Annotated in this window: 10 protein-coding genes; all 10 read right to left on the bottom strand. The window is 29.4% G+C overall.

What is annotated here, in order from left to right:
- Positions 1–866: 866 nt before the first annotated feature.
- Entirely contained in the window at positions 867–4,445 is a 3,579-nt protein-coding gene (gene brxC / locus ACTCDL_RS09515) for a BREX system P-loop protein BrxC (protein WP_463176072.1), read from the bottom strand.
- 174 nt (positions 4,446–4,619) lie between these two features.
- Entirely contained in the window at positions 4,620–5,198 is a 579-nt protein-coding gene (locus ACTCDL_RS09510; protein WP_463176071.1) for a DUF1788 domain-containing protein, read from the bottom strand.
- A gap of 69 nt (positions 5,199–5,267) precedes the next feature.
- Positions 5,268–5,912, bottom strand: a complete 645-nt coding sequence (locus tag ACTCDL_RS09505; protein WP_463176070.1) for a DUF1819 family protein — start codon at positions 5,910–5,912, stop codon at positions 5,268–5,270.
- 372 nt (positions 5,913–6,284) lie between these two features.
- On the bottom strand, positions 6,285–7,583 hold the full coding sequence (locus ACTCDL_RS09500) for a B12-binding domain-containing radical SAM protein (protein WP_463176068.1): 1,299 nt from the start codon (positions 7,581–7,583) through the stop codon (positions 6,285–6,287).
- 10 nt (positions 7,584–7,593) lie between these two features.
- Positions 7,594–8,367, bottom strand: coding sequence for a prenyltransferase/squalene oxidase repeat-containing protein (locus tag ACTCDL_RS09495; RefSeq protein WP_463176067.1), 774 nt, complete (start codon positions 8,365–8,367; stop codon positions 7,594–7,596).
- Positions 8,333–9,220: a methyltransferase domain-containing protein gene (locus ACTCDL_RS09490; RefSeq protein WP_463176066.1), complete on the bottom strand. Its 888-nt coding sequence runs from the start codon at positions 9,218–9,220 to the stop codon at positions 8,333–8,335. Before ACTCDL_RS09490 ends, ACTCDL_RS09495 begins: the two co-directional genes overlap by 35 nt.
- On the bottom strand, positions 9,213–10,028 hold the full coding sequence (locus ACTCDL_RS09485; protein ID WP_463176064.1) for an amidohydrolase family protein: 816 nt from the start codon (positions 10,026–10,028) through the stop codon (positions 9,213–9,215). The genes ACTCDL_RS09490 and ACTCDL_RS09485 overlap by 8 nt, the downstream gene beginning before the upstream one ends.
- Positions 10,015–11,574 carry a radical SAM protein gene (locus ACTCDL_RS09480; RefSeq protein ID WP_463176063.1) on the bottom strand — a complete coding sequence of 520 codons (1,560 nt, stop codon included), beginning with the start codon at positions 11,572–11,574 and terminating at the stop codon, positions 10,015–10,017. The genes ACTCDL_RS09485 and ACTCDL_RS09480 overlap by 14 nt, the downstream gene beginning before the upstream one ends.
- Positions 11,575–11,609: 35 nt before the next feature.
- Positions 11,610–12,980, bottom strand: a complete 1,371-nt coding sequence (locus tag ACTCDL_RS09475) for an LVIVD repeat-containing protein (RefSeq protein ID WP_463176062.1) — start codon at positions 12,978–12,980, stop codon at positions 11,610–11,612.
- 62 nt (positions 12,981–13,042) lie between these two features.
- A complete protein-coding gene (locus tag ACTCDL_RS09470) occupies positions 13,043–13,201 on the bottom strand; it encodes a hypothetical protein (RefSeq protein WP_463176060.1) in 159 nt (52 codons plus the stop codon).
- Positions 13,202–13,362 lie beyond the last annotated feature (161 nt).

Raw genomic sequence — 13,362 nt, 5'->3', positions numbered from 1 at the left:
AGGTTAAAACCTGTGGCTATTATGCTATTATTGTTATTTCCTTTAGCTACGGGTTTTAATCCGTAGCATATATACAACCTATGGCAATATGGATATTATATTATTATGTTTATTATCCCCTTTAACCCACGGGTTTTAACCCGTGGTGTACTATCTATGGCACATATATGGTACTACATTCACCACAAGTTAAAACCCATGACACCGCCACAGGTTGAAACCTGTGGCTATTATGTTATTGTTGTTATTTACTTCTAGCTACGGGTTTTAACCCGTAGCATATATACAGCCTATGGCAATATGGATATTATATTATTATATTTATTATCCCCTTTGACCCACGGATTTTAACCCGTGGTGTACTATCTATGGCACATATATGGTACTACATTCACCACAGGTTGAAACCCATGACACCGCCACAGGTTAAAACCTGTGGCTATTATGTTATTGTTGTTATTTACTTCTAGCTACGGATTTTAACCCGTAGCATATATACAACCTATGGCAATATGGATATTATATTATTATGTTTATTATCCCCTTTGACCCACGGGTTTTAACCCGTGGTGTACTATCTATGGCACATATATGGTACTACATTCACCACAGGTTGAAACCCATGACACCGAGACCGCCACAGGTTAAAACCTGTGGCTATTATGCTAGGTTAAAACCTGTGGCTATTATGCTATTATTGTTATTTCCTTTAGCTACGGGTTTTAATCCGTAGCATATATACAACCTATGGCAATATGGATATTATTATGTTTATTATCCCCTTTGACCCACGGGTTTTAACCCGTGGTGTATATATATATTCTCGTGGTGTATATATTCCCATGCTATACATAACATACATACTTCTACACCAATTTCACCCTTACATCTTCACTAAGTTCATCTTTTAATGTTCTTCTAATCACATCCACTACTTCTTCTATATCCTCTTCACTCTCTATAATTTGAGCACCATGCAAGATATTATTTAAGCTAACATTTTTAGTTTCTTTAGCTTTATACTGTGGTGCTTCTGGTGTTTCGTTAGACTGAGGTGAAATATCTTTATTGTTTGTTTTATACTCTTTTTCTTTACTAGCTTTTTCTATCGCTTTAACTTTAGCATCGATTATATTCATCTGACGCAATTTCATTCTATCGCTCTCTTCTTTCATTGCGATTACTTCATAAATATCATTAGCACTATCTACTCTATCTAACAATCTATCAAATTCAGTTAATAATCTCTCTGCAAAATCACCTGCCAAGCTTGCATTATCTAGCTCATCTTTAACCTTCTGACGGTCAGCTTTAATTACATCCTTGACTGGCTTTGCCTCTTTATCTAACAAATCAGCAAATTTATTATTAAATTCATCTCTCAAACTAGGTATCAGGTGTATCTTAGAATATGGTTTCTCACTGTCCACAATATCTCTTAGTTCCTTAATTATCTCCTTAATCTTCTCATCAAGTACATAGGATTGATTCTTCTGATAGATATTAAGGGTTTTAATTGCAGCATCAAAATGTTCTTTTTGTGTCTTAAAGAAGTTCTTAATCGGCTCTACATCATCAACATAATCTAATAACTCATCCTCTAACCGCTCTAATTCTTGATAAAAATCTAAAGAATCTTTTATTTTACAGATGTTTTCCAATAGTCTTTTTCCTACTTTAAGATTTTCTTTTCCGGGATACTTCTTCTCTTTATTACTATAATTAAATAATAATCTGTCTAATTCACGAATTTCACTATCCATTAGTCTTTTCATATCTTCCATTAAGCCATCTTCATCATTAGCTAGTGAAGTTATTTCAAATAAGTCTCTAGCCAACTCCTTGGCTATATTAATTAATCTACTATCTACCTTTACTCTTTTATTAATCACAAGCCCCTCTATATATCTTCCTTTTGTTAAATAATCTATTAATCTATCATTATCTTTATTGATAACTTCATTCTTATAAGTCAACTTAATTTCCTGTTCTCTAAATAAATCAACTACTACTCCTGCAATATCAGGGTCTTTCCAACCATAAGGAACAGCACTAAATCTATCAATTAAACTCTTCATATTAGTCTTTAAGTTGCGTACATCTTGCCGCTCAATATAAGTTCTAACTTCATCAATAGCCAAATGATTAGCAACCTTATTATCTAAAGTAAGCTCAACATTCTTCTTATTCAGTCTGTCTGCTAACTCTCTATTACTTTCAGTAAATTCACTAATATAATTAAGTTTATTATAGATACTCTCTACTAAAAAGTTAAAACCTTGATTGATTCTCTCTACTGGGTCTTTACTCTTAATATCTAACTTTTCACCTCGAACATAAATATCTGCTTGACCCAAGTTATCAACCAACATATCTTTAACTCTCTGTTGACGTTCTCTTAACTCTCTAGACTTTAAATTAAGTATATTCTCTATTGTTTCAGTCTGGGCTGTACCACCCTTTTTCTTAAGATAAGTACTCAATTGCAAAGATTCTTCTATCTCATCAATTAAATCTCTCTTCTCAGGTAATTTAATAATTACATTATTTTCACCAGCAGACATTAACTTTAACTCATTCTCACTTTTACCATTATATTCAGAGTAATAAGTCAAGATTTGAACTCCTATCTCTTCGCGTTGCCTACCTCGATGCTTATCATCAATTATTTGATTAAAACCAAAATCATACTTTTTATTATAACGGTATTTTTTATTAGCATAAACCTCTTCAAAAGTAATCTCACCAATCTTTGAAATTACTTCTCCTACATCTACTTTAGTATTCTTAATCTCCTTATTAACATCTTGCTCTTCATTAGTTAAAAAGATATATTCAGGACCATTCTTCTGAATCAATGACTCCTTAACCAATCTCTTTAATGAAGCTTCTATTCTCTCTTTTAACTCTAATTTATCTTCATCAATATTACTAACCATTAAAGTAGTTAAATTTTCAATATTAGAAGGTAATTCATCTAAATACTTAATCATAAATAATACCTTTAGAACTTCAACATCCTCCTCAGTCAATCTATCATTATTTTGAGCATGAATAATTACCCTACTTACTGTAGAATCTAAAAAAGATTCAATTGAATTATAAAATGCTGAAAATGGAATTAACTTACCCAATTCACCATCAGCATAAAGTTGTGCAGACTCTTTAAAAGCACTAAGCAACGAACGTTCTCCTTCAGATAAATGCTTACCTGAAGAACCATGTAATCGAATAGAGTTGAATACATTCTGTAAAAGATTAAACTGATATGGAACAAAAGGATATACAGAAGCAAAATCCTCAGCATTACTATAATTCTTCATCTCAGCAGTATCAGCAGAGAATGTGATTAAGTTCTTTAGAATGGAACTCTTATCATTATAAAGTAGTCTTAATGTTTCACTTACACTATCCTTTTTAAGTAAAATACGCTTCTTAATAACTTCATCCACATTAGCACTAGATAAACTTAATCTAGTATCAAATCTACCTTGAATCTTAGAAAAGTCCCCACCACGAACCTTAGTAATAGAATCAATATCTTGCTGTGAAGTTACTAATACCCAAGCCTTTCCTCCACAGTGAGTTCCTAAATCCTCTACAACTGTCTGTAAATTTAACATTAGCTGAGTATCATCACCAATATATTGACCAATCTCATCTACCAAGAATACTACATGGTGATTATCATCCTGTTCTTCAATATATTCCTCTACTAATTGAGCAAACTTCTCTACACTTAAACTATAATTATTCTCTGCATTATAGTACCAATTCCTTGCAGTCTCCTCACTCATCTTTGTAGTCTCAGTCAAAGCTTCAATAATAGCATCCTCTTCATAATAAAAATCATGCCTTCTATCTTCCCAACTATCTCCTGTTATACTAGCAAAGGCTTTTTTAAAATCACCATAAACACCGTCTTTATCCATTCTCCGTTCTAATTCTGCAAGCCATGGTATATCACCACAATATCCTAAATAATCATCAAAAACCTTTTTAAATACTTTTACAATAGCATCCTTTTCTGATTTACTATTTGAAGCACTTTTAGAATCTATATTGAAAAGTATTACATCAGTACTAACCTCTCCAGATTTTTTTATATTATTTAATATCTCATTATTATCTAGCTTATCATCAAAATAATTAATAGCCTCTTGATTATTAACTTCCTTATTCTCTAGTAAGTAAGACAATATTTTAAGAAAATGAGACTTACCAGAACCAAAGAAACCAGAAATCCAAACTCCCATCTTATCAGTAAAGCCATCTACACCTTTAGAATAACTATCATAAAACTTTTTAAAGTAACCTGAAAGTTCATTAGTTACTACATACTCTTCTAACTCCTGTGTTATATTCTCATCATCCTTCTGACTTACCTTAATAACCCCTTTAATATCACGACCAATATCTTTGTAAAATATTTCACGTAACTTCATATATTTACCCTCCTCTTAACCAACCACAGGTTTAAACCTGTGGTTATTATGTCATTATATTATCACCTCTTTAGCTACGGGTTTAAACCCGTAGCTATATAGGTATGATATTTTATCATTTATTATCATCCATTACTCACGGATTTTAACCCGTGGCATATATAGTAATATCCTCTAATCCACCAATCTAAAAGCACGATAATAATTATCATCCTTTATCTCATTAAACAACTTCAATTCTGCTCCATTATAATTTCCCGGGAAAAACATTACTACTGGTACAGTATCTAAAGCAGCATGTAAATTATTAAGAACCGTATGAGAACGAATAATAGGCCATGCTTTTCCTACTCCAGTTAAAAATACAATATTATTTTCTTCTACTCTTTCTGTTATATACTGTACTAATAAATTATTATCATCTAACAACTTTAAAGTTCTCTGAGTAGCCTTCAATATCCTAGCTTTATTGAACCTTTTTTCCATTTCTATGGTCTTTTCTAAATAGCCCTTTTCTTCTAAAATTTTTAGCATGATATTATATAAATCAAACTCAACTATATTAAAATCAAAATTTCTACTATTAATCTTATCTTTTATAAATTCAATATGGTCTCTTACTAATAACTCATGCTGAGGTTCATAGTCAAAAACATAATAACCAATTTCATTGCCCAATCCTCTTCCTTCCATAAAGCTCTCTTCTTTTATCCGTGGTAATATCTTATCTAACTTTTCACATATATCTTGCATAACTTATCCTCCTTAGCCCTTTTCATAGCCACAGGTTTAAACCTGTAGCTAGTTATGTGTGGCTACTAATTAATATGTATACAGCATAGCTCCAAGATACTTTTTATCTCCTATATTCTCTAGATAATCCGCTAGTTCCTTATTAATAATAGGTCTAACAATCTCTCTTGATTTCTGATTTTTTATAAAACCAGCTTCAAATAATATTCTGATAAGTACTTGCTTTAGCTTATAATAGGTATAATCTGTCCACCCTGCTACTCTTTCACTCTGCTCTGCCTTGTTTTGAAAGAAGATATTAAAATCTTTATCTTCTAAGATAGGATCTTTCAGCAAATATTTTTCTAAATATACCTCATTCATAAATTCAAAAAATAACCTATCAGTCTTTAAGATGGAATACATCGCTATCTGTTTACTGGTCTCAATTGTTCCATCAATTAATCTATCAATTAGATAATCATCTAAAACTTTTATCCTCTTAATAATAGCTCTAGCAATTGTCTTTCTTCTGTTAACTGTGTCCACTTGAAATATATTTTCTTCTACTGCTTTCTTCCTTAACTCTTTAATACTTATATCAGAATTGTTAACTTTAAGTTTAGCTAACTTCTTTAATTCTAAATATAAAAAAGAAGCACCTTTGATAGCGGTAGAGTATTTCATTTCCGTAGCCATAGCCTTTTCACTTCCTTTTCTAATATTTCTGGCCAAAACATCACTCTATAACTTATTATACAAAAACCTTTATAATCCTTTATTTAACAAGGATTTAATTGATTTCTTATTAATTTATGATTATATTATTCTTGATGCAGAGATATGCTTTAAACCATTACTACAATACTATATCCAAAAGTGAAAGAAATAAACATTAAAATGTGGAGAAGTTATTATTTGTGAAAGTTATAACTCATAATTAATATTATAAAAGTAAGTATATAGATTTAAAATCAAAATATAAATACCCTCCGAAAAATCCAGAGGGTATTTCCTAAAATATCTTTCCTTTATAAATTTAATTTTACAATCAATCTTATCAAGATAACTTAATAAATTACAGTATAGCTTATAAATTTAAAATAATCACTTTAAAAGTTCATATGGTAATCCAAACTTTAGCACCTTCTTAGTAAAATGTTCTTTCCTGCTTTTTCTAAAATTATTATTAAAATTTGATATTTTTTTCTTTAGGGTTTTAAGTGGGAATTGATTTAGGTCATTTTCTTTACAAGCAAAAATATGTCTTTTTGCTCTTGTAATTTCTTTCTCTAAGTCGTTATATAATTTAGACCCTGCCATATAATCTAATGTTTTTATATTTACTTGATCAAAGGGAACATCTAAAGCATATTTAAAAGTTTGTTCAATACTATATTCAGTCTCCATCGGAGCACCTATAATAAAATTTCCTACTGTATAAATACCTATTTTATCAGCATAGGTAATTATTTTTTGGACATGATCTAAATCAATATTCTTACAATAAAAATCTAAGATTTCTTTATTTGCTGATTCTATTCCAAAACTAACTAAAGATACATTAGCTTTTTTAGCTAAATCCAACAACTCATAGTCAATCTTTGTCCAACTGCTTAAAGCAATTTTCATATTTTGAGTTGAATTATTATCTATAAGACTTTTAAGTATATTTTTGGCTCTAGATAAATTAAAAGTAAAATTATCATCTTTAATCCATACATTGATATAACCTTTATCCTTAATATAATTAAATTCTTTTAAAATATACTCTATAGAATGTGTTCTAAATTTTGAGTTCCAACCTTGTCTCTGGCAGAAAGCACAAGTATTTAAACACCCTCTACTGGTTTCAATTAAAGTAGATTTAGCTAAGTTATCTTTTCTGTTTATGGTACCACCATGTTCAGCAAAAGTAGAGAGTAATCCTCTATCTGGCATGGGTAACTTATCTAAGTCAACTAATTCACTATCTATATTTTCTAAAATATAATTATCTTTTAGCAATTCATCTACTAATTCAACTATATTGTTCTCTATTTCTGTCTTAAAGGTAAAATCGATACCTTTAATGTCTCTAGGGAATAAAGCTAAATCTTTCCCAAATGCAATAATTTTAATTAAAGAGTTACTTTTTTTTATGAATTTAATTAAGTCGTTAGCATTGTTTAAATTATTACTTCTTTTTAAGGGGAAACTATCAAATTCAACAATTACTAAATCAATCTCTTTTAATAATTCTGATAATTCATTTTTATTAAAAATTTCAACTGAATAATCTTTATAGTCAATACTATGATCAGCCTCTTTTAGAAGAGATGATATGTATAGTAAACTAAGGGAGAAACCAAATCGTGCACCTTTTATATATTCTGGTTTAGGATAAGTTAATAGAATATTAGCCATTTTAATCGCCTCAATTATTTTTCTCTTTTATTAAATTTACCATTGCAAATAGTCCCCATGATGCTCCATCTTCTATTTCATGATACTTCCAAATACCATTCTTTAATTGTTTACTAATTAACCATTGATAAATTTTATTAAAAACCTCTTTTTCAACTAACTCTTTATATTGCAATAAACCTATAGTTGCTACAGCAGTACAGAATATATTGGAATCAACTGGATGCTCCTTCCAAGGTGAGAATCCCCCATCATCTTCTTGGTTGTCAATTAGCCATTGAATTGTATCTTTTATTAACTCTTTATTTTCTGGTTTATAATTGTTATTCTTAAATGCCATTAGAGTATAGGCAGCTTTATATGTAATTCCCCCAAACTCTTTAATCCATAATTCTTCTAATAAATTTAAATCTTTTTCTTCTGCTACTTCTTTAAATAGGTAGAAATACAAACCAGTCACTGGGATTCTGCTTATATCCCTATCAGAACGCCCCCATAAGCCTTCTTTATTCCTCTTACTTTGGACAAAAGCTAACGCTCTATTTATATTATCTTCAAACTTATTCTCATCAATTAATTTCAAGAAAAAAGCATTCCACATTGTATCACCTATACCAGCCCATCCCCCATCTTGGTGCTGTTCTTCTATACAACGATTGATTATCTTAATTGGCATTGAGTTTTTAGAAAGACCACTCATCAATAATAAAGAAGATGTTTTAGTGATCCTTTTTAATGAAATTTTTTTATCATTCATCTCTACAATCATATTGCGTAGAGACATCACGGTCTTCATTATATTCTGCTCCATTTGTCTTCACCCCTGTTATAATAAAATCAAAAACTATAGCCAAATTACTTTTTTTATGAAGGAAATTTTTGAAATTTTCAATATCTTTATTAGACTCTTCTTCTGTTATATAGCCTTTAGATATCATTTCAGGAAGTAAATTTTCATAGACTTCTACCAGAATATCTCTGTATGTTTTGTTGTTATCTTCTATCAAATTCCTTCCATTAGCCCTTACCTTAATCTTTTTTACCCCAAATTGACTCAAGAGATAGCTAAGCTTTCTTCCAATGGTAGGGTCTCCACCTCTATTCTGCCCTTGATTATATTTATTTAATGCTTTCATATAATCTGTCTTATATAGGGGAAATCTAGGAAACCAAATATTAGCTGAAACATCTTTGTCTACTAATTGAATAATCCCACCTTCATTAAGCAAAGATACCATATTTTTAACAGCTAAAATAGGATTGAAGATATGTTTTAGGGCAAATCTTGAGAATACAAAATCATATTTCCCAGAAATATTATCACATTTTAAAATATCTTCTTGAATAAAATGAACTTCTACCCCTTCATCTTCTGATAATTTTCTAGCATACTCTGATAAATCTTTGGATATATCACAGTATGTTACCTCAGCTTTAGGAAATATTTTCTTTAATAGAACTGTTGTATGACCTGTACCAGCTCCAATGTCTATAATTCTTTTAAAATTAAATTCCTTAAATTCATTAAATAATTTTTTCATATCTTCTTCGTATAATTGACTTAGTTTTATCAACCTATTTAACTCTTTATCTTTAGCTGGTCTTTTATCAAATATAAACCTTCCTTTTTTATCCATCTACATCTACTTCCTTTAATATTATATTAATATTTTTATATAACACTCTTTCTTTATCACGTTCACTTAAAAAATCTAGTAATTTGAATCTTTTTAAAGTTTCATCAGGTTTTTCATAAGGAAAATCAGAACCAAATATAATCCTGCCTACTCCTATAATTTCTAAAGCTTTAATTAAAATATTTTTCTCTTTAATTGTAGAAATATCATAGTAAATATTAGGATATTCTTTTAATTCATTCAAAATATCACTAATATTATTTATTTCAGGCATATATTTATTAGATTTTAAATAATCAGCTCCTAAATGAGCTACAATTACTTTCAATTTTGGATTATCCTTTAATATATCCTCTTTTAATCTTTCTACTTTATTAACTCCAGCGTGTAATAACAATGGCAATTGTTTCTCTTCCATAAATTTATAAGTATTCTTAAACTTTTGAGAAAAGATATCATTTCCCTTATTATCCTTTTGTATTCTCTGACCAAAACTATGCTCTTTAAATCCTTTAGCACCTTTTTTTAACCAGTATTCTGGCTTATTATCTATTACTGTAAAAGGAATCAATTTATCTGGATATTTATTAGCGATATCAACAGTATAATGATTGGATTTTTCTAAATCTACCCCTATACTGGGTAAAGGAAATATTATTGTTTGATCAATACCTGCCTCTTCCATATTACTCAATATAACCTGTTCATCAGCTATAAAATTAAAATGTTTAATAATAAAATCTCTACTATTGTTAACTTTAACCCATTCTTTCTTATGAATATGGCAATGGGCATCAATTATTCTCATTATATTCCTCCAGATATTTTTTTAGTTTCCGTTGTTCTTCATCACGTTCTTTATAATCTTTTAACCACTCTTCAAATTTGGGCTTAGTTAACTGGATTTGTTTGTTAAGGGACTTCCTCATCTTTTTTGTAGCCTTTCCTTCTACTCTATAAAAACCTTCTCCTTCTTTTCGCCGTTTTCTTTTAACTGTATCTTCAAAAAAACCACCACGAAGTTTTTGCAATACCTTCATTGAGGGTAAATTTGCTTTGTGAGATGTCCAACCAACCTTTGTTATTTTAGGATGCAATTCAGATAACTTCTCTAGAATTAGGAAAGAATAATATTTACCTTTCAATTGAGGAATAATCGCTATTTCAAGAAAATAATTTGCATAAGATGGTTCCTTTAAAGCAATAATACCAATAGGGTGCTTATATTTATTCTTAGAAAAGACAGTATAAGCAATTTTGGCATTTCTAAATGATGAACCTAAAAATGGATCATATAAATCAATTAATAAATCAAAAAAATCATCCTCAATTCCTTCTTTAAGCTCTACTTCATCATCAATTAATAGATTGTCATCAGAAAAGACAGCTCCTTGTGATGAATGACAGGCACCTAAACAGTCTCTCCAATCAGAGCAGTCATCACAATAATTATTTCTCCATTGATCATTATTAAATTCTTTAATTATCTTATCCCCTACTATTCTTTCTTTAGTATCCTTAATTGTAGCTGACATTAAATGAGCAGTACAAGGACAAATCTTGAGATTGCCCTCACTATCAATAGCTATCGCCTTTCTTCCTACTATACAAGGTCGATTTATCTTCTTAATTAATTCTTTATCAGATATTATCTTATCTAAATAACAAATAGGATAAGCTTCAGCAAAAGCATCAATTCCTAACTTCTTATTAATCTGAATCAGTTGTTGTATTAAAACTCTATGCTCAAAGTAGCCAAGTGGCTTCTCTTCAGCAAAAAAATCTTTAGCATTCTCCACAGGTAAAATCCGATTGAGATTGACATCTGTTATTTCAATCTCTTCTTTCTGCAAATCTCTAATAGTCTTATAAAAATCTTCATAGTTAGATCTTAATGGTGAAAAGAAGATTCCTAATTCCATCTTACTTTGAGCAATTGCTTTTAAATTATTAATCACTTTATCAAATACTGAATTATCTTTAATTCCCATAATCTCTTTATATAATTTTTTATTAGAACTGTGAAAGGAAACATTAATTCTCTTGACGTGTTCTTCTAAAAATTGAATATCCTCATCTTTAATTAATGCAGCATTAGTGATTACTTGATTTATCAAACCTTTTTCTTTAGCATAAGAGAGAACTTCACGCCAAAAAGGAATCAAGAAGAATTCACCACCTGTATAACTAATTGCTTTAAAACCATGTCCTGAAATATTATCAATTATGTTCTTGATATCTTCTAATTTAGTATGATTTAAGTTTTTATTATCATCCCAATCATTTCTACAATATGTACATCTATAATTACATGGATTTGATACATCATAAATTGCAACCATATAATTTTTCATTTTTTCAGCCTCCTTTATTAATCTACCTTTAATTATTATTTTTCATAAACCTCTACCCCTCCATCACCATCTGCTTTATAAATAAACTCCTCATCTACCATAACCCCCCTAGTAAAAGCTGATGCAGGTACCTCTCTAACTAGCGTTGCATTCATTATATCTTTAATATCATACACCACTACCCCATTCCTTCCATCAGCAATATATAATAAATTATCTCTTAATACTAAATCTCGTGCTTGCTGAGTTTTAAGCCTAGTAATTAATTTGAGAGATTTTAAATTACTTATATCAAATATAAAGACTCCATCGGAACCAGATGCTACATATAAAATATTATTATCTTCTAGAAGAGTCCAACATCTATCTGCTATTTTATTAAAAGAAGTTATCAGCTTTAGATTATGGTCTAAAATCTTAAAACCATCATAAGAACAAGCAGCAAATACCGCTTTCTCATTAGCATATACTCCTATACATTCTCCACAATTCTTAAACCTTTCTTCCTCTTTGAGCTTCTTAATACTACTTTTATCTATTTTAATAAGCCCTTCAGTGTAAGCCGCTAAATATAGATAATTATCATAAATATAACTATCCCAAAGCCCCTTAGTCAAAACAATACCACCAATAATCTTAGGCTTTGAAATATCTGAGATATCTACTATCTTTAAGCCAGTGGCTTCACAGGACATGAAGATATAATTATTGTCAACTATTATTTTTGCTATTCTATTTCTATTACTTTCAACTTTACTTATAAATTCAAAATCATTATCCTTATTATAAATTTTAACTCCTAAAACATCAGCAATAAAAACTAGATTATCTTTAATTGCTACATCTTTGGGCCAACCTTTACAGATATTGCTGTCATCTAAACTCAATTCTTCTAAATTAGATATATCTAATATTCTTAATCCAAAAACATCAGCTATATAAAGTTTATTCTCTTCTAAATATATATCATCAATAAAAGAATAACCCGGAAAGTCAAAATGGGTAATTTTTTCACCATCTCTAGTATAAAAATCAATTCCTTTTTGCTTATAAGCTATAGTAATAATACTATCATTACAATCATATGCTCTTATATCTTCTAGCAATCCTGATAACTCATTAATCTTTATATCTAATACCTTATCTTGACTCAATTTAGGCTTGTCTATTTCTATAAGTTCAAATTCTTCTTTTAAACTATTTAAGCTATAATATCTATCTTCTTTATCTTTTATATAAACTTGACCTTCAATCATAAAAAGACCTGCAAAATTATAAAATGGGATATATCCAACCTCTTGTTGAGTATATTTATCTAATATTTGAAAACCACCAGCTATATACCCTATAATATAATCTTTCCAGATAACTACACTATGCCAATTACCACTTATTTTCTTTTTCAATTTCATCAACCTCTTTCTATAGTAAAAAGTAGAGACCATTTTTGTCTCTACTTTTCTTTGAATTAATTACAATTACAATTAGTACAACCAAAGCACCAATTACCCCCATTAAACTCTTCCCATACTTCTTCAGAAAAGTTCATACCTTCTTCTTGCTCAAATAAAGGGGCTGTATACTCTTTTTTTACTTCTTGATTTTCAACATTAAAATTTTCATTCATAAGCTTACTTCACCTCCTTGTTTTAATACTTTGAAATTATCGAGATAAATAGAAAAATTATTTTTTGCTTCATTGTAAAATCAAATTGAACTAAATAAAAAATTCCATAGTGGACCGAACTGTAATATAATTGAATCACCACAAAACAAAAAGATTACAGG

The organism is Orenia sp. (assembly GCF_055140805.1).
This window is presented reverse-complemented; position numbering and strand designations above follow the sequence as displayed.